Source organism: Sorangium sp. So ce363 (assembly GCF_051520435.1).
Taxonomy (GTDB): Bacteria; Myxococcota_A; Polyangia; order Polyangiales; family Polyangiaceae; genus Sorangium; species Sorangium cellulosum_B.
This window is the reverse complement of the sequence record NZ_CP150333.1, coordinates 1,414,507-1,437,035: the sequence shown is the minus strand read 5'-3', so window position 1 is coordinate 1,437,035 and position 22,529 is coordinate 1,414,507. Positions and strand designations below refer to the sequence as shown.

Here is a 22,529-nt window from a genome sequence, read left to right as displayed (position 1 = left end):
CTGGAGCCCCGTTGGTCTCCGGCCGGGGGGGTGGTAATAGGGCCGCCCATGGCAAACCGAAGAAAGATCGCCCTTATCGGCGCCGGCAACATCGGCGGGGAGCTCGCGGCCCTCATCGCGCGCAAGGAGCTCGGGGACGTCGTTCTGTTCGACATCCCGCAGAAGACGGACTTCGCGAAAGGCAAGGCGCTCGACCTCGAGCAGAACGGCGCCGTGCTGGGCTACGACGCCTCGATCAAGGGCACCTCGAGCTGGGCGGACTGTGCAGGGGCCGACGTCCTCATCGTCACGGCCGGCATCCCGCGCAAGCCGGGCCAGAGCCGTGACGACCTGGTCGCGACGAACCTGCCGATCATCCGCAGCGTGGCGGACGGCGCGAAGGAGCACTGCCCGAACGCGCTGGTGATCGTCATCTCGAACCCGATCGACGCGATGGTCTACGAGTTCAAGCGCCGCACCGGCTTCCCGCGCGAGCGCGTGCTCGGCATGGCGGGCGTGCTCGACAGCGCGCGCTTCCAGCTGTTCCTGGCGCGCGAGGCGAACGTGTCCGTGAAGGACGTGCGCGCGATGGTCCTCGGCGGCCACGGCGACGACATGGTGCCCATCCCGTCGGCGTGCACGATCAACGGCGTGCGCGCGACCGAGCTCATCAGCAAGGAGAAGCTCGACGCGCTCATCGCGAGGACCCGCAAGGGCGGCGGCGAGATCGTCCAGCTCATGGGGACGAGCGCCTACTACGCGCCCGCCTCGAGCGCCGTCGCGATGGCCGAGAGCTACCTGCTCGACCAGAAGCGGCTGCTCCCCGTCGCGGCCTACCTGGACGGCGAGTACGGCTACAAGGACATCTTCATGGGCGTGCCGGTCATCCTCGGCGGCAAGGGCATCGAGAAGATCGTCGAGCTGCCGCTGACCGCAGAAGAGAAGGAGATGCTCGCGAAGAGCGCGAAGAGCGTGCAGGGCATCACCGACGTGGTGAAGGCCTCGAGCTAGCGCCGGTCGCGCCGCCTGCGCTGGCGCGCCGCGCGTCACGAAGAGCACGGGCGGCAGGAGCGAAACGCGCGCCAGGAGCGGGAGGGAGAGGAGAGGGCGAAGGGCTCTCCCTCTCCCTCGGCGCTTCAGCGGTTCACATCACACCGCCGTAGAGGCCATCCAGCACGGCCGTCAGCTCGCGCCGAGGATCGCGGGCGAGCTCGCCGGGGCTCGCGCCGCCCGCCGGCATCTCGGCGGCCGCGTCGCCGTCCCCTGCAGCGATGTCGCTGATGCGCTGGCAGATCAGGTTCATCATCTGCCAGCCCTCGGTGAGCGCGCCCCGCAGCGGGCCGAGGTCCAGGCCGGGGAAGCCCTTCAGAAGGCTGTACCCGAGCTTGAAGTGCTCGGCGTCCACCTCGGCGTGCGTCGCGAAGTAGTCCGAGTCGGGGAAGATCTGCTGGGCCGCCGTGAGGAGGATGTCGGCGCAGCGCTCGATGACGAAGTGGACGAGGACCGTCCGCTCCTCGGTGGACGCCGAGCCCATCCGCTCGATGAACCAGGACGACGCCGCGGCGATGCCGCGGTCCCAGGACGGCGAGCTCCGCGGGTCGTGCATCCTGGAGAGCCTCCGGTTGTGCCCGACCTCGTCGGCCAGGTGGCGCTCGGCGATCGCGATGGCCCCAGGGTGCGACTCGAAGACGACCCTGGCGCACAGGACCTTCTGGAACGCGTTCGACCAGATCTGGAGCGCGCCGAGCATCCGCCGCTTCACGTCGTCCCGGAGGGCGCGCTCGGACCGGATGAGCTGCATCAAGGGGCTGCCCGCGAACTCCCGCGCGTGGACCTCGTTCTCCTCGACGAGGAGATCCACGGGGGACACGGCGCGATCCGGGGACGCCTCGTCCGCGCTGTCCTCCCGCCCGAGCGCAGCGCACAGACACGGCGTGTCCCACCGAGGCTCGCTTTCGTCGAGCTCCTCGAGATGGATGGATATCGCGGAGAGCCCGTCCGGCGCGCCGCCCACGAGCCCCTGCAGCCCGCCGGGAGGGACCATCACGACGTCTCCCGCCCGGACGCTGCTGGGCGAGTCCCCGATGACCTCGCCCGAGCCTTCGGTGACGACGATCATGCCTTTGCCGAGGAGCCCGCGAGGCCTGAGCGGCTGACCTTCGAGGAGGCGTACCCATCGCAAGGACAGGTGGCAGACTTCGGGCAGGTAAGCCGAGAGCTCCGAATGTTTCCGGAGCTCCTTGAACAGCCCCAGCAGGGTGCGCTCATCCGCCTTGAGAGACTCGATCGCGAGGATGTCGGCTGTGTTGACTACGCGCATCTACACGGTCCTCCGGGTCGACATGATGGTGCGTCGACTCTGCACGGCTTGATCGCCTGTGTCTAGATCACACTCGGGCATGAAGGCGAATCGCACGGGCCTGAAAAGGAAGAACTCCCGCGGTTCTTTTCATTCACGATTCCCGCTCCCTGCGCCGCTGCTTCTCAGCATCTCTATTTTTCTGCTCGTCTGTTTCTCTGCTCCTCTGCTCCTCTGCTCCCCTGCCCCTCTCCTGCCGTGATTCCGTGATTCCGCGATTCCGTGCGAGACCGCCATGTGTTGTGGCAGGATGCGTGCATGAGCCAGCCGCAGCTCGTACCCGCCATCCGCCGCGCCGCCGAGGCAGACCTGCCGGCGATCGTCCATCTCTTCTCGATCCCGGACGAGGGCAACGCGAAGACGGACCACCCCGGCCCGCCGCTCGATCCGCGCTACCGCGAGGCGCTCGCCGCCATCGCGGAAGATCCGAACAACGCGCTGCTCGTCGCGGAGGTCGAGGGGCGCGTCGCCGGCGCGTTCCACCTGACCATCATCCAGTACGTGGCGAACCGCGGAGCACGGGTGGCGCAGATCGAGAACGTCATCGTGGACCCGAGCCTGCGGGGCCGCGGGATCGGCGAGGCGATGATGCGATGGGCCATCGACGAGGCGCGGCGGCTCGGGTGCTTCCGGGTGCAGCTCACCTCGAACAAGGCGCGGCTGCGCGCGCACCGCTTCTACGAGCGGCTCGGCTTCGTGGCGAGCCACGAGGGGATGAAGCTGAAGCTGTAGACACGAGCAGCCGCGCGGCCAGCACGACCGCCACGGCACGAGGGGAGCCGCCTCAGCGGCCGCTCACGAGGAGCGGCTCCCCCTCGGCCCCGAGCAGCGACAGCGGGAAGACCTGCGCTCCGGCGAGCACGTCGCCGCAATAGAGCTCCACGTCGGGGCCGCGCAGCGGCAAGGCCGCGAGCTCCTCCAGCGTGACCCAGCGCGCCTCGAGCGAGTGCTCGTCCGGCTGGCTCTTCGGGGGCGTGGCGTCCCGAGGCCGCGCGAGGAAGATCACCCGGAAGCGCGCCTGCCAGGGGCCCGGGCTGTGCTCGATGCGCAGGATGCCCTCCAGCTCCACCGGGACGCCGGTCTCCTCGAGCGCCTCGCGCCGCGCCGCCTCCGCGAACGTCTCCCCGGGCTCGACGCGGCCCGCCGGCAGATACCAGAGCTGGTCGTGCTTGCGCTCGTGCACGAGGAGGAACCGGTTCCGGTGCCTCACCAGCACCACGGCGAAGCACCAGGTCGGGATGGCCGTGCGCGACATGATCGAACCTGCGACAGCTTATCCGGGGGCGCCGTTCGCCAGAAGGGGGGACGCGAGGATCACCCTGGCGCCGCGCCAGCCGGAGCCGCAGGCCCGGGGGGCTCGCTCGGCACCGCGAACGCGGCGATGGTGAGCACCGCCATGAGGGCGCCGAACACGAGGAGCCCCATGAACAAGGCGATCCCGGCGTGCAGCGCCACGGTGGCGACGACCCAGGGCAGCCGCGTGCGGCGCGGCCAGATCAGGAAGCCATAGCCGATCTCCACGAGCAGCACCGTCCACCCGGCGACCGCCGCGAGCCAGGGGGCGCCGGCGAGCCACGAGAGGTCGAACTGCCGGTATTCCGGCAACATGACCGAACGCCAGATCGCCTCGCCGTCCCACCACGCCTCGCCCGCTGCTTTTCCCAGCCCGCTGACGAGGTAAGCGAACGAGAGGTGCAGCTGCACCACGCGCAACCCGAGCCGGGCTGCCGGCGTGGGCCCTCCCCGCACGCGCCCGAGCCGGCGATCCATGGAGAAGGCGGCCTCCGAGGGCATCCAGAGGAGATAGAAGAGAAAGATGCTGGCGAAGCTGTCCACGCCATAGACGGTGGAGCTCGCCGTCGTCACCAGCATCAGGTGGGTGAGCCACGCCAGGGAGGCCGCGGCCCTGGTGCACCAACCGGCCAGGAGCGCGGCGAGGGCAACCACGTAGATCACCCCCGTGCCCACGATGACCGGATCCTCCCCGATCCCGAGCGGGGCAAGGAGCTCCACCGCCCAGCCGATGCGTGGCAGATCGGTCCTCGCGAACACGTCGCGCAGAGGCCCCTGGAGGATCCCGGACCGGCCGTAGAGCTCGAAGAGCGCGGGCGCGACGAGCGCCGCTTGAAGCAAGAGCACGGCCGCGAGCCCGATGCGGAGGGCCGCGAGCGGCGCCGCCGAGGCCGGCGCCAGCGCGAAGCGCTCGATCGCGCGGAGGACGCGCGCGGGCTCGCCGCCTGCGGCCGCCCCGCGGAGGCCGATCGAAGGGTCCTTCACCGCGCACCCCCGCTCGCCTCTCGAGAGGTCCGGAGCTTCGCGCGGATCATGAACTTCGCCTCGTACTGCAGGTTCCAGCTGGACCGCTTCCCCTCCCGGTACTCCCGCATCGACGGCAGATCGCACGTCTCCAGTCGGACGAGGATGCTCTCGGCCGCGGGGTGTCTCGCCATCACCTTGCCCGCCCACGAGGCGGCGATCGAGCGCTGGATCGTCGGGTCCTCCACGCTCAAGAAAGGCGTGATGAGGTTCAGTATCCGGATCTCCGTCTCGCGGCTGGCGCCCGACTCGAGGGCGTCGGTGAGGGTCGCACCGCCGGCATCCGAGACGTGAAAGCTGGCCCTGGGCAGCGGGGTGATGCTGTCCGCGAAGAAGGCATAGCCGCTCTCGGCCCCGGAGAGCGCGCCGTAAACCGCGAGCGCCCGCGCAAGCCAGCCGTCTCCCTCGGGATGGATCTGGAGAGCGCCCATGACGACGAGGCCTAGATGGCCCACGACGGCGACCAGGGCCGCGGCGTGACTCCGGCTGTTCCGCTTTCCCTCCATGCAGCTCCCTCCGGGTGTGCCCGCCTGCGAGCGCCCGCGAACCTGACCGACAAGAGCGAGACGGGGAGAGGGCCGCCCGTCCCGCTCTCCTGCCGCGGCGCCGGCGCCCTCGGCGATCCGTCCTGCCCCCCATCGGGCGTCCGCCGGCCGAGGGGGCGAGGCCCCCCATCGGACCGCCGCCGGTCATTGTCACCGCCAGTGCCCGTACCAGAGACCATGCCAATGACCGTGCCAGTGACCATGACCGTGCCAGTGACCATGACCGTGCCAGTGACCATGACCGTGCCAGTGACCGTGCCAGTACCCATGCCAGGGCCTGTACCAGTGACCATACCAGGACGCGTACCAGTGACCGTACCAGGGGCGCTGGCGTGCAGGACGAGCGTCGGCTGCATTCGCGGCGACGGGAGCTCGTGTTTCCGCGATGAGGACGAGCTCCTCGACGGGCGTCGTGGGTGAGGCCGAGGCGAGCTGCGCTGCCCCGAGGCATGCGAGCGGCGCGGCCAGCAGGCCGATGATGTTGATGCGCTTCATGTTCATCCCCCCGTGTGACCGCTGCTCATGACGAGCGCCGAACATGGCCGAGTGTCCTCAACACCCATGCAAGCCGCACGCCCCGGCTGCATCCGGCGGATGGTCGTCGCTTCCCCGATCTCGGGGCGACAATCACGATAAAGCGGAGCTCACGCACCTCGCCCGGCGCGCGGCTCGACGCCGACCGGCGACGGCAGATCCTGCGCTATTCCTGCGCTATTCCTGCGCTATTCCTGCGCTATTCCTGCGCTATTCCTGCCAAAGAACGCCGAGCTCGATCTCCACGGCGTCGAACGGCGCCGCGCGCACGGTGACGTCACCCTCCCACGCGCCCACGCGCGCGAACCGCCCACCGTCGATGCGGTAGACCTCCAGGAGCCGGAGCCGCGGGTCGATCAGCCAGTAGTGCGCCACGAGCTCGCGCGCGTAGATCTCCATCTTGTCGCGGCGATCGAGCGCCTCGGTGGACGGCGAGATCACCTCGCACACCCAGTCGGGCGCGAGGAAGATCGCCGCGTTCCGCATCGGGATCTGCGGCATCCGGTCGCGGCGCCACGCGGCGATGTCAGGGATCACGATGTCCGGATCGGTGCCGAGGTGCAGCTCGGGCTCGACCAGCAGCGCCCACCGGCCAGGCCCCTTGATGCCCCGACGAAATGGCAGGTAAAGCTCGCCCGCGAGCACCGACGTCACGTTGCGGGAGGACACGGAGGGCCGCGGCGTCGCGTGGAGGACGCCGTTCAGGACCTCCGCCACCTGATTCGGCGGCGTGTCAAGCACATCCTGGTACGTGGCGCGACGGGCGCAATCGGACATGGTCGGATGTTAGCATGCACGCCGCGCGCGGCGGCTCGCCAGGCGAAAATCCGTGAGCAGCCCCCCTCCGATCGCCGCGGGTTCGTTGTAGATTCCGCCGCCATGAGCGAAGCAGCCCCCTCCCCCACGCAACGCCCCCGTCCGCTCGTCCTCTGCATCCTCGATGGATTCGGCGAGCGCGAAGAAAAGGACCAGAACGCGATCGCCCTCGCGGCGATGCCGAACCTCGACGCGATCAAGCGCGACTCCGAGAAGACGCTGATCGGGACGAGCGGCCCGGACGTCGGGCTCCCGGTGGGGCAGATGGGCAACAGCGAGGTCGGCCACCTGAACTTCGGCGCGGGGAGGATCGCGCTGATGGACATCTCGCGCATCGACGTCGCGATCGCCGAGAACAAGCTCGGCTCGAACGAGATCATCGACCGGACGTTCCGGATCGCGCAGGACCGCAAGTGCCGGGTGCACCTCTTCGGGCTCGTCTCCGACGGCGGCGTCCACTCGTCGCTCGACCACTTCCTCGCGCTGATCAAGCTCGCGAAGTTCCACGAGGTGCCCCTCGTCCTGCACGCGTTCCTCGACGGCCGCGACACGCCGCCGAAGAGCGCGTGGGGCTACGTCGAGAAGATCGAGGAGGCGCTCCAGGGCATCGGCGTCATCGGCACCATCTCGGGCCGGTACTACGCCATGGACCGCGACAAGCGCTGGGACCGCGTCATGAAGGCCTACACCGCGATCGTGCGCGGCGACGCGCCGCGGGCCGACACGGCGTTCGACGCGATCCAGCAGTCGTACGCGGCCGGGAAGACGGACGAGTTCGTCGAGCCCGTCCGCATCGGCGACTATAACGGCATCAAGGGCGACTTCGTGGCCGACTTCGCCTCGCAGGAGCCCCGCTGGGAGTGGCAGGGAGAAGAGGTCGGCCTCTCCGTCAACTTCAGGCCCGACCGGATGCGCGAGATCTCGGCGATGCTCACGCGGCGGAACCTGCCGGCCGAGGTGCTGGAGCTCCTCTCGGACCGGGGCAAGCCGGTCTTCGCCTTCCAGGAGAACTGTTACAGCGGCATGACCGAGTACGACGCGGCGCTGAAGCTGCCGGTCGCGTTCCCGAAGGACGAGGTGACCGAGTCGTTCCCCGAGGTGATCGCCCGCGCCGGGCTCACGCAGCTCCGGTGCGCGGAGACCGAGAAGTACGCGCACGTCACGTACTTCTTCAACGGCGGCCGCGAGGAGACGTTCCCGGGCGAGGACAGGAAGCTCGTGCCCTCGCCGCGCGACGTCGCCACCTACGACAAGAAGCCGGAGATGAGCGCGGCGGGCGTCGCGAGCGAGGTCGTGGCCGCGATCAAGAGCGGCAAGTACGACTTCATCCTGGTGAACTTCGCGAACCCGGACATGGTCGGGCACACCGGCATCCTCGAGGCCGCCATCCACGCCAACGAGGCGGTCGACAAGGGGCTCGGCGCCATCGGGGACGCCGTGCGCGAGGCCGGCGGCGCGCTGATCATCACCGCGGACCACGGCAACTGCGAGCAGATGAAGGACGAGCACGGCAACCCGCACACGGCCCACACGCTCAACCCGGTGCCGCTCTACTACCTGAACAAGAACGACCCCGGCATCGTGCTCCGGTCCGGTGGCCGCATCTGCGACGTGGCGCCGACGATGCTCGAGATCCTCGGCCTCCCGCAGCCCGCGGCGATGACGGGGCGCACGCTCCGCGTCCGACAGCGGTAAGTGGGCGCCGACCAGAGGCAGCTCGGCCCGTACATCCTGCGCGAGGCCGTCTCGTCGCGGGCGCTCACCGTGACGTACCGGGCCGAGCACGCGGGGCTCGGCCGGGCGGCGCTGATCAAGACGCTCAAGCCCACGGTGTCGGCCGCGAGCGCGTTCGCGGCCGGCCTCGAGCGCGAGGCGAAGATCCTCGCGCGCATCCGGCACCCCAACATCATCGACATCCACGACTTCCAGCGCGACGAGGACCGGATATGGCTCGTGCTGGAGCCGCTCTCGGGGCCGACGCTCGCGGCCCTGTGCGCTCGCGCTGGCCGCCTCGAGGAGGGCGCCGCGGCGGCCATCGCGCTGGAGATCGCGCGCGGCCTCGGGCACGCGCATGAGCGGGGCGTCGTGCACCGCGAGCTGCGCCCCGAGCGCGTCATCGTCACGCCCGCGGGCGGCGTGAAGATCCTGGAGTTCGCGGCGGCGTCCGACGGCCGGCAGCCCTCGCTGCCAGAGCCGTTCGAGGGCAGCGACACGTTCGCGCGGCCCGACTACATGGCGCCGGAGCAGATCCTCGGGGCGGAGCCCGGGCCTCAGGCGGACGTGTTCGCGCTCGGCGTGGTGCTGTTCGAGATGCTCACCGGCGTGCGCCCGTTCGACGAGCCGAAGGCGGGGCCGGAGGATGCAAATCGTACGTCGAACCGCGCGTCGAACCGCGCGTCGGGCGCGCCCGGCGCGCCGCGCGAGCGCGACGAGGACCGGTGGGCCGAGGGCAGGGCCGTCGCCCACCGGATCCGCAACGCGCCGCCGCAGCCGCTGCGAGGGCTCGTGCCCGACGTGTCGCGCGGCCTGGAGCGCGTGGTGCTCCGGTGCCTCGAGAAAGAGCCGGAGCAGCGCTACGACAACGGCCGCGCCGTCGCGGACGCCCTGGCCGAGGAGCTCGCGGAGCGCGGCCATCCGCAGCCGCGCGCGCTCATCGCGAGGGCCCTCGCGGCGGCCAAGCTCGGCGGCGACGAGCTGCCGCCCGCGCAGGCGCCCTCCGCGCGCCCCGCCGTCGAGCAGCGCAGCGCGCCGTCGCTCGCGCCCGACGTGGGGCGGCTCGTCGGCATCTTCGCGCTGGTCGTCGCGGGCGGCGCGCTCATCGAGCTCAGCCTCCGCCAGCACGACGCCGCGGAGCCGCCCAGCGCCGAGGTCAGGCAGCCCGGCGCGCACTCGGAGGAGCGCGGCTACCTGAAGGTCCTCGCCAGGCCGTGGGCGGAGGTCGTCATCGATGGGGAGCTCATCGACGTGACGCCGATGGCGCGGGCGATCCCGCTCCAGGCCGGACGGCACTACGTCACGTTCCGGCACCCGAACGCGCCCGAGGAGAAGCGCACGATCACCGTCTCCGAGGGGCAGACGGTCACGCTCGACGTGAGCATGCGGATCGATCGCAGCGCGATCGACGCAGGCGCGCCGCCGGTGGAGGACAGGGACGCGTCGCCCTGACGGCGGCGCCGGCCGCCCACCTACACGGCGCCGCCCCCCACCCCCGCGCCGTTTGCGCCCCCCGCGTCTCCCTCGCCGCTCGCGCCGCCCGCGCGGCGGCGGAGCGCCTCGAGCGCGAGGAGCGGCCGCTCCCGCTTCTCGTGCAGCTCGCCGAGGCACGCGCCGCTGCCGCGCTCGAGCGCACGGCAGCAGTCGGGCCGCACCTCGTAGATCGAGCACAGGAAGCGGCCGTGCTCCGCGTCCAGCGTGAGCGCGGCGCAGCGGCCGTCCTCGATGCGCATGTAGCAGCGGTTGCCGATGAAGCGCGTGAGCCCCCGCGCGCGATCGTCCATGCGATCGTGGTCGCAGCCGAAGACCCGGACGTACTCCGGCAGGGCCGAGAAGCAGCAGGTGCCGCACGCGGTGCACTCGGGGACGACCACATCCCCCTCGCCGCGCGCGCCGCCCGCGCGCGCCGCGCCCCGCTCGCCCTTGCGCGTCAGAGCCGGACCTCCACGTGCGTCCCGCGCTTCAGATCGTCGAGCCACTTCTGCTTGGCCTTCGTCATGATCTCCGCCTGCAGCCGCTGGAGGACCTCCGGGCGAGCCGCCTCGAGCGTCGTGAAGCGGGACGGCTGGCGGCTCAGGAGCTTCATGACCACGAACGCGTCGCCCGCGCGCATCGGCCCGGTCACGCCGCCCGGCTCGATCGCCATCAGCGCGGCCTCGAGCTCCGGGGCCATCACCTCGCGCTGGCCGGTCGCCGCGGCCTGCGTCCCCTGCGGCGCGCGGACCCCGAGGTCGCCGCCCTCCTCGCGGGTCGCGGTGTCGTCCGAGAACTGCCGCGCGAGCGCCGCGAAATCCTCCCCGCCGCGCGCGCGCTCCGCGAGCGCGGCGGCGAGCGCGCGGCGCTCCTCGACCGCCTCGGCGCTCGATCCGGGCAGGACGCGCAGGACGATCCACGCCGGGTGGTAGTCGCGCCGCCGGCGCTCCTCGCGCACCAGCCGATCGAAGGCGGACCGCACGTCCTGCTCGGTGATGCGCACGCGGCCCTTCACCCGGAGCTGCAGCATCTTGCCCTCGAGGATCTGCCGGCGGATCTCGTCGCGGTACTCCTGCTCGGTGAGCCCCGAGCTCGCCCGCGCCGTCCGGAACAGCTCCTCGACCGTCATCTGCTCCGCGGCCGCGATGTTCCGGAAGGCGTTCTCGATCTCCTCGGAGGTCACGCGGACATTGGCCTTCTCGGCGGCCTGGCCCTCGAGCTCCTCGTCCACCATCTTCTGGAGGAGATCGCGGAAGACCTGGGACTCGGCCGCCGCCTGCTGCGCGCCCGGCGGGACCCGGGCCTGGATCTGCAGCAGGAAGGGGCGAGCCCGCTGCCGCAGATCCGAGAGCAGGATGGCGCGATCGCCTACGACGGCGACGATCCGCTCGCTCACGACCGCGTGGGCGAGCGGCGAGGCGAAGGCGGCGGCGGCGACGAGCCCGGCGAGGGCGAGGCGGAGCGGAACACGCATCGCGCGCCTCTACCACTGGGCCCCAGGCGGTTCCACGCGTTTCCGGCCCCGCGCGGCCCGGGTTGCCCCGGACTCAGCCGGAGCCGGGGTACACCGTCCGACGGGAGGCGCGCTCGCGAACGGCCTCGCGCGCGAGCGCGTCGGCGCGCTCGTTGAGCAGCACGCCGGCGTGCCCCGGCACATACACGAGGCGCGCGCGCGGCCGCGCGGCGAGCGCGCCTCGCAGCGAGGCGATGAGCTCGGCGTTCGCCTTCGCCTTCCACCCCTTCTGGAGCACGCCGATCGAGTACTGGCTGTCCGTGTGGATGACGATGGGCCGCCCCGGCTCGTCCACCTCCTCGAGCGAGCGGAGGATGGCCGTCAGCTCGGCGATGTTGTTGGTCGCGGTGCCGAGGAACTCGCTGCGCTCGATCCGCCGGCCGCCGTCGATGATCACCACGCCGAGCCCCGCGGGCCCCGGGTTCCCCGAGCACGCGCCGTCCGCGTAGACGATGACAGCCCCTTCCGGGACGGGCGCCGCGCCGGCCTCCCCCCGCGCCGGCGCCTTGCGCTGCGCGCGCCCGGCAGGCGCCGGGGCGGCCGCGCCCCCCTCGGGCTGCTCGCCGGCGCGCGCCTTCACGACCGCCTCCGCAGGCCCACAGGTGTCGTCGGGCAACACCTTCGGGTCGACCACGGTCAGGTTGTCGGCGCGCGCCTTGTATCTGCGGCCGTCGTGCGGCTTGTAGCGGATCTCGACGCCGCCGCCCTCCTCCGCGACCAGGGCGCCGGCGGCGTCGGCGCGAGCATAGACGGATTGACCTCGAAGCGATGCGCGGACCCAGGGCACGAGCGCACCCTGGCATGGATCGAAGGCCGCCGGTACGGGAGACCACGCCAGGCGAGCCCGGCCGATCGGGCCGGCCGGGCGCGGCCGCGCCTGCCCGCGCCTACCCTGATTGCAGCCCTCGCGACGCGCACGGCGGACAGCGTGGCGGACGGCGCGCGCGGCCGCGCCGCCCTGCGATCATCGGTCGATGCAGAGCGCGAGGGACCACGCGGTCAGCGTACCGGAGTCGGACCCGGCGTCGTCCCCGACCCGGAGCGTCCACGCGCCGTTCGCCGGCCCCGAGAGGAAGGCCGCGAACGACGACTCCGGGCGGAAGCAGCCGCGGAACGGCGCCATCGCTCCCGTGACCGCGGTCGCGCAGCCCATGTCGAAGACGGTCCTCCGGTAGTTGTCGCCGGAGCCGCCGTTGTCGCTCGACACATCGACCGTCGCGCCAGCCGGAGAGGTGAGCGAGATATCGAGATCTCCGTCGAACGAATGCGCGATGTCGAGCTCGAGCGTCACGCGCCGGATCGCGCCCCTCGAGACGACAGGGAGGACGCTGGCAGCGACGGCGCGATCCGTGACCGTCTTCGGGATGTCCGTGGACGACTGCACCCACAGCACCTGCCCGGGCGAGCACGCGCCGACGGCATCGTCGCAGCCGAGCGCGCAGTCCGGGTCGGCGCAGTCCGTCTCGCCGTCGAGGTCATCGTCCGCCGCGTCGCCGCAGTTGCGCTCCTTGGAGTACGTGCACACGCTCGGCGTGCCCCGGCAGGTGTACCGCGCTTCCACGACACAGCTCGCGCTGCAGCCGTCGCCGCTCGACGTGTTGGCGTCGTCGCAGCCCTCGACGCCGTCCCGCACGAAGCCGTCGCCGCACCTCGCGGCGCGACAGGTGATCGGGCAGCCGTCGGCGCTGTCGGCGTCGCCGTCGTCGCACTCCTCGCCGGCCTGGATCGCGCCGTCGCCGCAGCCGTCGAGGAGGCACCCTGGGCTGCACCCGTCGCCCGCGTTCCGGTTCCCGTCGTCGCACGCCTCGACGCCGGCACGGACGAACCCGTCCCCGCACACCGCGCGCGCGCAGCTCGTCGGACAGGCGTCGGTGTTGCTCGCGTTTCCGTCGTCGCACGCCTCGACGCCGGCGCGGACGAACCCGTCCCCGCACGAGGCGGCGACGCACGTGGTGAGGCACGCGTCCGTGGTGCTCGTATTGCCGTCATCACACGCCTCGGCGGCGGCGTTGACCACGCCGTCGCCGCAGACCGGCGCGGCGCAGGTGCCTGCCGAGCTGCACACGTGGCTCAGGCAATCGCGCCCGGCGGCGCAGCGCATTCCGGCGGCGCACCCGACGCACGCGGGGCCGCCGCAGTCGATATCGGTCTCCGCCCCGTTCCGGGCGATGTCGGTGCACGACGGGAGGCACGTCGTCCCTGAACAGCGGCCGCCCAGGCAGTCGCCGTCCGCGGCGCACGCCTTGCCGGTGGCGCAAGGCGAGCACGCCGGTCCGCCGCAGTCGACGTCGGTCTCCGCCCCGTTCGTCGCGCCGTCGGTGCACGACGACGCGCGGCACCTGCCGTCCGCGCAGATCCCGCTCCGGCAGTCCGCGCCGGTGAGGCAGGCCTCGAGATCCGCGCACCGCACGCAATCCGAGCCGCCGCAGTCGACGCCGGTCTCGGCGCCGTTCACCGCGCCATCGCCGCAATCGGGCGCGACGCAGCTGTTCTCGACGCAGATGTTGCTCAGGCAATCGCCTGCGACGAGACACTCGACACAAGCGCCGTTCCCATCACAATAGCGCGCTCCGGTCGCGTCGGATCCGCCGCACTCCGTGGTCGCCGGCGCCGGAAGGTTCTTCGGCGCCCCTGCGACGCACACGTCGGCCGAGCACGGGTCTCCGTCGGAGAAGGCGTCTTGGTCGTCGTCGAGCTCGATCACGGCGCCATGCCCATCGCAAACGCGCGCCTTGCAGTCGCCCAGCACCTGCTCGCCCACGGGCTTTCCCCGCGGCGCGGCGTCGAGGGCGCACCGGCCGCCTTCGCAGGTGCGCAGCTGACACGCGCCGTCGACCCCGGGGCAGTCCGCGGCCGTGACGCAAGGCGCTCCGTCCCCTCCGCCCCCTCCGCCCCCTCCGCCCCCGCCGCCTCCGCCGTTCCCGCCGTTCCCGCCGTTCCCGCCGTCGCCGGCCTCCGGTCCCGGCGCCTGCCGGGGACGATCGCAGTCGACCGCGGTCAAAGCAGCAGCGATGACGAGCGGCGACAGAACCTTCGTGAACGGAGCGCTTCTGAAGAGGTCCGCTCGCACTGACACCTCGATTCCTCTGCTTCTGGCGGGAACGGCGACGTCCCTTCGAGGCTCGATCCGAGCCTGACGGACGCGCAGGCGGTCGATCATCGGCGCACTAGACTGATATGGAATCGAGAGGACGCCAGCAGCCAAACGGATCGGGAGAGCCCCTATTGCGACGCGCGGCGCTCGCGGCGCGCCGGGCCCTCGGCCACGCCATGGCGGCGGCCAGCTCGCCGCCGCGTACGCCTCCCGGCCGCCGCGTGAGCTCAAGCGTCCACCGGGAACCGGGAACCGTGAGAGGAGCCGCCCGCGAGCGCGGCCGGGCGCGCCGCATGCCGATGTGAGGCAGCCCTCGCACTGCCGAGCAACGCGCCCGGCTGATGCTTGACATCTCCAGGCCGTTCTGGGTTTCATTCCCTCTTCTGCGCCCGTTCGGGATACCACCTTGCTCCTCCGAACCGCTTTGGATTTGATTCTCGCCCGAGCTGTTCCCGCTGGCGGAGACCCTGTGCGCTCTTCTGCCCACCACCGGACTCGATCCATGCAGGCGTAGGCGATGCAACCACTGTTGAGCACCTCGCTCCGCCCTGTATGGAGCAATCTACGCGCGACCCGGGCCTCGGTGCGCAATGCCCTCGCGCAGTACCCGAGCGCGCTCGTGGACGCGGCAGAGATGACGGCCTGCGAGCTGCTGGAGAACGCCATCAAGTACGGCGAGGAGGTCCCCGCAGCGCGCGCCATTCGCTTCACGCTCAGCCTGACCGAGGACAGGATCGAACTCGTCACGATCAACGGCTGCACCGATCGAGGGTCGGTCAATCGACTGCTCTGCCGGATAGAGTCCCTGCGCAGCGCCCCGAACAAGACGGAGCTCTACATCGAACAGCTGGAGGAGCTGCTCGTCAGCCCGCGCGAGGGCGCCAACGTGGGCATCTACAGGATCGCGATGGAAGGCGGCTTTGCGCTCGACGCAACGTACGCAGACGATACGGTCACCGTGACAGCCACCAGGAGAATCCATGACCGAGTCGACCTTTGAGCGCGACGGGCTGAAAGTACGCATCTCCGTGGCCGGCGATTCGTCGCGAATCGAGTGGTCGGGCGTCAGCGACATCCGCAGCCCCGCCATGTTCCTCAATCCCCTCTTCGAGGACTGGACCGGGAAGACCAGGAACACGTTCGTCACGGTGGATCTGACGAAGCTCGAGTACATGAACTCGGCCACGGTGAAGCCCCTGGTGGACCTGATAAAATTGCTGGATCAGACGAGCCTCGGCGTGGTCGTCGTCTTCCGCGACAACGACTGGCAGCGAGCGCACCGCAACTGCATGTCGGCCCTGGCGCGCACCCTGAAGAAGACAAAGGTGCAATGACCTGGAGCGACCAGGCCATCGGCGCGCTCACCGCTCAGATCTCGGAACGAAACCGATCCTCATGAATCCACCATGATCACCTTGTCCGACCGCTACACCCTGAACGCGAAGGTGCGCGAGACCCAGAGCTCCGAGGTGTACCGCGGCTATCGCGTCGTCGACGGGGCATCGGTGCTGGTGAAGCTGCTCAGGAGCGAGCGCCCGACCGCGCTCGAGGTGGGACGCCTCCGCCATGAATATGAAGTGTTGACGTGCCTCGACATGCCCGAGGTCGTCAAGGCCATCGGACTGGAGCGGCACGGGCACGGCCTGGCCCTGGTCATGGAGGACGCGGGAGACGTGTCCGTCGACAAGCTGATTCGATCGGGTCGCCTGGATCTGCTGCGCTCGCTCGAGCTTTCGCTGGCCATGGCGCGAACGCTCGCGGCGGTCCACCGCAGGCACGTCATTCACAAGGACATCAAACCCCATCACTTCTTCGTCACCGACGGCCCGAGCTCGATCGTGCTCGTCGACTTCGGGATCGCGACGCGCCGCTCCCAGAAAGTCGACGCGCTCTCGGGGGTCACGCAGCTGGAAGGCACGCTGGCGTACATCGCGCCCGAGCAGACGGGGCGGATGAACCGGAGCGTGGACTTTCGAGCCGACCTGTATTCGCTCGGGGTCACCCTGTACGAGCTCTTCACCGGCGCGCTGCCCTTCGACGCCAGCGATCCGCTGGAGCTGGTGCACAGCCACATCGCTCGCAGCCCCCGGGCGCCCCTGGCATCCAGGCCGGACTTGCCGCCGGTCCTGTCGGACGTGATCCTCAAGCTGCTCAGCAAGTCCGTGGAGCAGCGATACCAGACCGCAGCTGGGTTGCAGCACGATCTGCAGCAAATTCTGGGTCAGGTCAAGGGGGCTGGCGCGGCGGAGGTCTTCGGTCTGGGCCAGCGCGACAGATCCGATGAGCTCTCGATCCCCGAGAAGCTCTATGGCCGCGAGCGCGACCTCGAAGCGCTCCTGGAGAGCTTCGGCCGCGCCAGGCAGGGCAGGAGCGAGCTCGTCCTCCTGTCCGGACAGGCGGGCGTCGGGAAATCCGCGCTCGTCGAGGAGCTGCACCAGCACATCCTCGGCCGGGCGTACTTCGGCGCAGGAAAGTTCGACTCCCTGGCGCGGAGCGTCCCCTACGGCCCGATCGCCCGCGCTTGCCGTGCTCTCGTCCGGTCCGTGCTCGCGGAGCCCCCGGGCGTGCTCGAGCAGCGGCGACGTGAAATCCTCGAAGCGGTCGGCCCGAACGCGGCTCTCCTCACCGATCTGATCCCCGAGCTGAAGCACGTCGTCGGCGAACACCCCCCCGTGCCAGCGCTCGGTCCGACCGAGTCGCAGCGCCGCTTCGAACATGTCTTCTTGAGCTTTCTCCGTGCGCTGGCGGCTGAAGAGCACCCGCTCGTGCTCTTCCTGGATGACCTGCAGTGGGCGGACGCCAGCTCGACCCGGCTCTTGCAGCACGTGCTGACGGCCGCCGGCGCGCGCCACGTGCTCGTGATCGGAGCTTACCGAGAGCTCGAGATCGACGCCGCGCACCCGCTGTCTCTCATGCTCCAGGAGCTGCGCCAGGCCGGCGTCAGGAGGCATGAGATCACGCTCGGCCCGCTCGGCCGGCCGCACATCGCGGACCTCCTCGGCGACACGCTCGGGTGCGGCGCCGAGGCGGTGGGCGGGCTCAGCGCTGCCTTGTTCGAGAAGACCCGCGGAAACCCCTTCTTCCTCGCGCAGTTCTTGATCGCGCTGCACCGAGACGGCCTGCTGCGCTTCGACCACGGGGACCTCGCCTGGAGGTGGGACACGGCGCGGGTGTGGGAACGGCTGGCGACGGACAACGTGATCGATTTCATGGTGTCCGAGCTGCGGCGATTGCCGCAGTCGAGCCAGGACGTGCTGCGCTTCGCCGCCTGCGTCGGGCATAGCTTCGACATGGCCACGCTGGCCGCCGTGTCTCAGCGCTCTCACAGCGACGTGGCGGACCACCTCTGGGAAGCGCTGCGCCAGGGGTTCATCGCCTCGCTGGACGGCAAATACCGCTACAGGGCCGACGCTCATCACGACGCGACAGGGATCGTCGACGGCGCGCTCGACGCCGCGTTCCGCTTCTCGCACGATCGCGTCCAGCAGGCGGCCTACTCGCTGTTCGGCCCGGAGGAGCGGGACGCCATCCACCTGCGCATCGGTCGGCTGCTGCGGGAGCGCGGCGGCGCAGATCCGGGCGATCGTGAGCTGTTCGCGATCGTGGATCACCTGAACCGTGGCGCGAGCCTGATCGTCGAGCCCGCCGAGAGGCGCGGGCTCGCGCGCTTCAATTTGAACGCTGGCCGCAAGGCGCGCGCTCGAGCGGCGCCCGACGCGGCGGTGCATTACCTGAGGGCGGCGCTCGACGTGCTCGGGGAGACGGGGTGGATTGAAGAGTACGAGATCGTCTGCGCCGCTCACCTGACCATGGCGGAGTGCGAGTACCTCACCGGGAACCTGGATTCCGCGTTCGGGCTGCTCCAGGTCGTCGAGCGGAACGCGCGGTCGGTGGTGGATCGGGTCATGGGGCGCAACCTCGAGGTGCTCCTGCTCACCAACACGGGCAGGCTCGGTGCTGCGTGTGCGAAGGGCATCGACGCGCTGCGACTCCTGGACGTGGAGCTGCCTCCGCTGGCAGACAAGGCGGCCCTCGGCGCCGCGATCGGCGCCGAGTTCGGAGCGTATCAATCTGCGATAGCGGGGTCGGAGATCGAGTCTCTGGAGACAGTGTCGGTGATGGGCGACGCCCGCGAGCTAGCGGTGCTCCACACCCTGGCCACCAGCATTCCGGCAGCGTTCCAGGCCATTCCAGAGCTTCATTTCCTGCTCGTACTCAAGGGAGTCCAGCTGCTCCGTCGGGGCACGGCGCCGCTCGCGGGCTTCTTCTATGCGCAGTACGCGATCGTCCACCTCGCCATCACGGGGAGCCGGGAGGACGCGTTTCGCTTCGGCCGGCTGGGCCTGGAGCTAGCTACCCGTGGCGGCAGTCCAGCCAGCAAGGGTCAGGTTCATTTCCTCTTCGGGGTCTTCATCGCCCACTGGCGTCAACACATATCGCACAGCCTGGAGGTGTTGCGGTCAGGGCTGAGAATCAGCCTCGAGATGGGCGACCAGATCTACGCCTCTTACTGCGCTGCGTTCATCCTGTACTATCGCATGTACGCCGGCGAGAGCTTGCACGACCTGGAGGACAGCCTCTTGACCGCCCGCGACCTCGCGGACAGGACGGGTGACGTCGTCAACCAGGGCATCTGCAAGGTCGCCCAACAGGCCATCCGTGCGCTGACTGGCCAGACTCGACACCCCGCAACCCTGGAGAGCGCGGATTTCGAGGAGAGCACATTCATGGCCTCTACGCCGCCGCCGACGCTGGCGATCTACGGGGTCGCGAAGACGACCGCCCAGTATCTCGCTGGCCGCTTCCGAGATGCCCTGGCCACCAGCGACAGCTGCAAGCTGGTCCCTGGCTTCTTCTATCACGCTGACCACGTCTTCTATCGGGCTCTGATCCTGGCCGAGCTGACCCGCACCGCGGCTCCGGAAGAGCGCGCCGGACTCCTGGATCGCCTGCGTGCCGACGCTGCCACGCTCGAAGCTTGGGCGCTGTCCTCGCCCGCCAACTTCGCGCACCGCGCTGCGCTCGCGCAGGCGGAGATCTCGCGGATCGAGCGGCGCATCGAAGGCGCGCTGGATCTCTACGATCGCGCGATAGCCCTCGCCCAGGAGCACGGCTTCGTGCACGCCGAGGCCATCGGCAACGAGCTGGCAGGCCGATTTCACCTGGACGAGCGCAGGAACAGGGTGGCGAGCGCCTACCTGGCCGAGGCGATCTACGCGTACCAGCGCTGGGGGGCGACGTGCAAGGTCGAGGAGCTGAGGTCGAAGTACGCTCACGTGCTCCGGAGCAACGCGGCGCTCTCATCTCCGCTCAATCCAGCAGACGAGACGGCAGCGAGCTTGCAAAGAACGACTAGCCAGACGACTAGCCAGACGACTAGCCAGACGACCAGCCAGACGACCAGCCAGACCTCCAGCACGCTTCGATCACGCGAGAGCCTCGACCTCACGGCGGCCATCCGCGCGACCGAGGCGATTTCCACGGAGCTCGTCATCGATCGGCTGCTCGCGCGGCTGATGCGGACGCTGCTCGAGAACGCGGGAGCTCGACGGGGATGCTTGATCCTCGATCGCGCCGGGGTGCTCACCCTGGAGGCGAGCATGACCATCGATCCCGATACGATAACGCTGGACGCCCGTGCGCTGCGGGGCGGCTCGGAGGTCCCGGAGTCGCTCGTGCGCTACGTGGCGCGCACGCGCGAGCTGACGGTCCTCACGGACGCGCACCGCGACATGCGCTTCGCGTCTGACCGATATTTCACTCAGGCTCGGCCCAAGTCGGTGATGTGCGCTCCGATGCTCCAGGGCGGAAAGCTCACCGGCGTCCTGTACCTCGAGAACAGCATCACCGCGGAGGCGTTCAGCCCTGCGCGGTGCGGGCTCTTGCAATTTCTCGCGACCCAAGCCGCCGTGTCCCTCGAGAACGCGATGCTCTACGGGCGGCTGGAGGCCGCATCCCAGGAGCTCAGGCGCGCGAACGAGAACCTCGAAGCGCTCGTCGCCGAGCGCACCGCCGAGCTCAGGCGCCTCGTCGCGGAGCTGTGGAGCGAGATGGATCTCGCGCGCAAGATACAGACGGTGCTCCTGCCGCAGCAGAGTCGTTTGAAGGATTACGACATGGCCGCCCTGATGACGCCGGCCGAGAGCGTCGGAGGCGACTACTACGACGTGGTCCAGACGGGCGGGAGCAGCTGGGTCCTCATCGGCGATGTGTCCGGCCATGGAGTCACCGCCGGCCTGACGATGATGATGGTCCAGACCGCCGTACGGACCATCCTTACGACGTCGCCGCGCGACGGCGAGCCTCTCACGCCGGCGGTCGTGCTGAGCCGGGCGAACCGCGCGGTCCGGGAGAACTTGATCCGCGTCAGCCCCGATCAGTACATGACGATCGTCGCGCTGGAGCTCGGCCGCGGCACGGTCCGCTACGCGGGCCTTCACCTGGACATCTTGATCCACAGGGCGCTCTCCAACACCGTAGAGGTGGTGGAGACCAGGGGGATGTGGATCGGCATCGAAGACGACATCACGGCGCTGCTCCGGGATGATGTGATAGAGGTCGGCGTCGGGGACACGATGCTGCTGTACACCGATGGGCTCACCGAGTCTGTCACCGCCGACGGCGGAATGCTGGAGACCCGGGGGCTGACGGAGCGATTCCGCGCGCTCGCGGCGCAAGGGATGTCGCCGAGCGCCATCGTGAAGGGCCTCGTGGGCCCCATGGCGGGGCAGCAGCTGCGTGATGACGTCACCGTGATGGTGATCCGCTACTCTCCGACCGAACAGCCGGCGTCTGCAACCTAGGTGTTCCGGCGGCCACGCAATCCCTCGATGAGGGAGCCGGGGCCATGGAACCGTGCGGCCAATCATGATGAAATTGCTCCGCGCTTCGGTCTCTGCGGTCGCTTCGGCCTACGGCAATCACTTCTGGGTCGATCCGAGCGCGAAGCTCACGGTCGTCGTCCTGACCAACACCGCCTTCGCCGGCATGTTGGGCGAGTTTCCCGACGCCGTACGGCGCGCGGTCTACGGCCCCGCTCAGCCGTGATGTTCGTCCCGGGGCTCGGGACGCGAGGCGTCGGCCGCTGCGAGCTGCGCATACAGCGCGGCGTACTCCGCCATGATCGTCCGGCTCGCATAGCGGCGCACGGCGCGCCGGCGCGCGGCCTCGCCGAGCTGCGCCCGCAGGGAAGGGTCGTCGCGCAGGGAGCGGAGCGCGCCCCGCAGCGCGTCCTCGTCTCTCGGCGCCGCCAGGAGGGCCACCCGACCGCCCTCGCCCTGGATCACCTCCGGCACCGCGCCGACCGGCGTGACGACGCAGGGCAGGCCGCTGGCCATCGCCTCCAGCAACGCGTTGGGCAGCCCCTCGCCATGGCTCGGTAGGCAGAAGACGTCCGCGTCGCGGTAGACAGCGGGCATCGCGTCTTCAGGCACCTCGCCGAGCAGGCTCAGGCGGCCCTGACGCTCGAGCTCCGCGAGCGCCTCGTCGAGGCGGCGGGACGGGCCGGCAGCGCCGCCTGCGTCGCGCGGCCCCGCCAGCGCGAGGGTCAGGCCCTCGACCGCCAGCACGGCCCGCGCCAGCTCCAGGACCCCCTTCTGCGGCGTGACGAGCCCCGCGAAGAGCACCCGCAGCGGCTGGCCGGGCGAGCGCAGCGCGGCGGCGGGGTGGAAGCCGCCGGTGTCGACCGGGTTCGCGATCCGGAGGACGCGGCCCCCTGGAACCAAGGCCTGCACGTAACACCGCAGCTCCTCTGAGAGCGTGATGACGGCTGCGGCGCGGCCCAGCACGGCGCGCACGGCCTGCCGAGCCGGCCACGGCAGGGCCCGATGCCAGGCGATGATCTGCGGCGACAGGCGCAGGTGGAGCACGGCCGGCACACCCGCGCGACGGCACAGCTCCACCGCGAGGCCGTCGCGCGCGGTCGCCCAGAACAGGGTCGTGCACAGATGAACGACATCCGGCCGGCGTCGCGCGAGCAGCCGGTGAAGCGCAGCCAGCGCTTCGCCCGCGCGGATCACGCGCGCGGGGCGAAGCCTGCTCGTCGGATCGGTCGAGGCGCCTCGGGGCGAGGTGTCGATGACGTCCGCCTCGATGCCCGCCGCTGCCGCCGCGTCGAGGTAGTTCCGCATCCACCGCGTGATTCCGCCGGCGGGCGGCGGGAGGGGGCCCCAGAGCGCGACGCGCATG

General features: G+C 70.5%; 19 protein-coding genes. 8 read left to right on the top strand and 11 right to left on the bottom strand.

Features of this window, described 5'->3' with window-relative positions; all coding sequences use genetic code 11:
* Positions 1-48: 48 nt before the first annotated feature.
* Positions 49-990: a malate dehydrogenase gene (gene mdh / locus WMF12_RS05420; protein ID WP_012233684.1), complete on the top strand. Its 942-nt coding sequence runs from the start codon at positions 49-51 to the stop codon at positions 988-990.
* Positions 991-1,123: 133 nt separating this feature from the next.
* Here mdh and WMF12_RS05415 read toward each other — a convergent pair whose 3' ends face one another.
* Positions 1,124-2,299, bottom strand: coding sequence for a hypothetical protein (locus tag WMF12_RS05415; RefSeq protein ID WP_437867590.1), 1,176 nt, complete (start codon positions 2,297-2,299; stop codon positions 1,124-1,126).
* Between the two features lie 297 nt (positions 2,300-2,596).
* Between WMF12_RS05415 and WMF12_RS05410 the strand changes: the two genes are divergently transcribed.
* Entirely contained in the window at positions 2,597-3,070 is a 474-nt protein-coding gene (locus tag WMF12_RS05410) for an N-acetyltransferase family protein (RefSeq protein WP_437867586.1), read from the top strand.
* 52 nt (positions 3,071-3,122) lie between these two features.
* On the opposite strand, the gene WMF12_RS05405 is transcribed toward WMF12_RS05410, so the two are convergent.
* The 5 genes from WMF12_RS05405 to WMF12_RS05385 form a co-directional block, all read right to left on the bottom strand.
* Entirely contained in the window at positions 3,123-3,593 is a 471-nt protein-coding gene (locus tag WMF12_RS05405) for an NUDIX domain-containing protein (protein ID WP_437867579.1), read from the bottom strand.
* A gap of 59 nt (positions 3,594-3,652) precedes the next feature.
* On the bottom strand, positions 3,653-4,615 hold the full coding sequence (locus WMF12_RS05400) for an HTTM domain-containing protein (RefSeq protein WP_437867573.1): 963 nt from the start codon (positions 4,613-4,615) through the stop codon (positions 3,653-3,655).
* Positions 4,612-5,160, bottom strand: coding sequence for a hypothetical protein (locus WMF12_RS05395; RefSeq protein WP_437867563.1), 549 nt, complete (start codon positions 5,158-5,160; stop codon positions 4,612-4,614). The genes WMF12_RS05400 and WMF12_RS05395 overlap by 4 nt, the downstream gene beginning before the upstream one ends.
* 189 nt (positions 5,161-5,349) lie before the next feature.
* Positions 5,350-5,694 carry a hypothetical protein gene (locus WMF12_RS05390; protein ID WP_437867559.1) on the bottom strand — a complete coding sequence of 115 codons (345 nt, stop codon included), beginning with the start codon at positions 5,692-5,694 and terminating at the stop codon, positions 5,350-5,352.
* A 249-nt stretch (positions 5,695-5,943) separates the two neighbouring features.
* The gene (locus WMF12_RS05385; RefSeq protein WP_437744540.1) at positions 5,944-6,510 is read right to left on the bottom strand and encodes a Uma2 family endonuclease; all 567 of its coding nucleotides are present in this window, start codon (positions 6,508-6,510) and stop codon (positions 5,944-5,946) included.
* A gap of 102 nt (positions 6,511-6,612) precedes the next feature.
* Between WMF12_RS05385 and gpmI the strand changes: the two genes are divergently transcribed.
* Complete coding sequence (gpmI, locus tag WMF12_RS05380; RefSeq protein ID WP_437867549.1) at positions 6,613-8,244, top strand: 2,3-bisphosphoglycerate-independent phosphoglycerate mutase; 1,632 nt, start codon at positions 6,613-6,615, stop codon at positions 8,242-8,244.
* Complete coding sequence (locus WMF12_RS05375; protein WP_437867542.1) at positions 8,245-9,714, top strand: serine/threonine protein kinase; 1,470 nt, start codon at positions 8,245-8,247, stop codon at positions 9,712-9,714.
* Positions 9,715-9,734: 20 nt separating this feature from the next.
* Here WMF12_RS05375 and WMF12_RS05370 read toward each other — a convergent pair whose 3' ends face one another.
* The 4 genes from WMF12_RS05370 to WMF12_RS05355 form a co-directional block, all read right to left on the bottom strand.
* Positions 9,735-10,136, bottom strand: a complete 402-nt coding sequence (locus WMF12_RS05370) for a YkgJ family cysteine cluster protein (RefSeq protein ID WP_437867533.1) — start codon at positions 10,134-10,136, stop codon at positions 9,735-9,737.
* Between the two features lie 56 nt (positions 10,137-10,192).
* The gene (locus WMF12_RS05365; protein WP_437867522.1) at positions 10,193-11,209 is read right to left on the bottom strand and encodes a peptidylprolyl isomerase; all 1,017 of its coding nucleotides are present in this window, start codon (positions 11,207-11,209) and stop codon (positions 10,193-10,195) included.
* 73 nt (positions 11,210-11,282) lie between these two features.
* Positions 11,283-12,035 carry a ribonuclease HI gene (locus WMF12_RS05360; RefSeq protein ID WP_437867514.1) on the bottom strand — a complete coding sequence of 251 codons (753 nt, stop codon included), beginning with the start codon at positions 12,033-12,035 and terminating at the stop codon, positions 11,283-11,285.
* 177 nt (positions 12,036-12,212) lie between these two features.
* Positions 12,213-14,324 carry a DUF4215 domain-containing protein gene (locus WMF12_RS05355; protein ID WP_437867508.1) on the bottom strand — a complete coding sequence of 704 codons (2,112 nt, stop codon included), beginning with the start codon at positions 14,322-14,324 and terminating at the stop codon, positions 12,213-12,215.
* A 637-nt stretch (positions 14,325-14,961) separates the two neighbouring features.
* Between WMF12_RS05355 and WMF12_RS05350 the strand changes: the two genes are divergently transcribed.
* The 4 genes from WMF12_RS05350 to WMF12_RS05335 all read left to right on the top strand — a co-directional run bounded on the left by WMF12_RS05350 (position 14,962) and on the right by WMF12_RS05335 (position 21,389).
* Positions 14,962-15,342 carry a hypothetical protein gene (locus WMF12_RS05350; protein WP_437867502.1) on the top strand — a complete coding sequence of 127 codons (381 nt, stop codon included), beginning with the start codon at positions 14,962-14,964 and terminating at the stop codon, positions 15,340-15,342.
* Positions 15,323-15,676: a hypothetical protein gene (locus tag WMF12_RS05345; protein ID WP_437867498.1), complete on the top strand. Its 354-nt coding sequence runs from the start codon at positions 15,323-15,325 to the stop codon at positions 15,674-15,676. Before WMF12_RS05350 ends, WMF12_RS05345 begins: the two co-directional genes overlap by 20 nt.
* 72 nt (positions 15,677-15,748) lie before the next feature.
* Entirely contained in the window at positions 15,749-21,145 is a 5,397-nt protein-coding gene (locus WMF12_RS05340) for an AAA family ATPase (protein WP_437867494.1), read from the top strand.
* A gap of 64 nt (positions 21,146-21,209) precedes the next feature.
* Positions 21,210-21,389: a hypothetical protein gene (locus WMF12_RS05335; RefSeq protein ID WP_437867489.1), complete on the top strand. Its 180-nt coding sequence runs from the start codon at positions 21,210-21,212 to the stop codon at positions 21,387-21,389.
* On the opposite strand, the gene WMF12_RS05330 is transcribed toward WMF12_RS05335, so the two are convergent.
* Positions 21,380-22,528: a glycosyltransferase family 4 protein gene (locus WMF12_RS05330; RefSeq protein ID WP_437867483.1), complete on the bottom strand. Its 1,149-nt coding sequence runs from the start codon at positions 22,526-22,528 to the stop codon at positions 21,380-21,382. The two genes, WMF12_RS05335 and WMF12_RS05330, sit on opposite strands and share 10 nt — an antisense overlap.
* Between the last annotated feature and the right edge of the window lies 1 nt (position 22,529).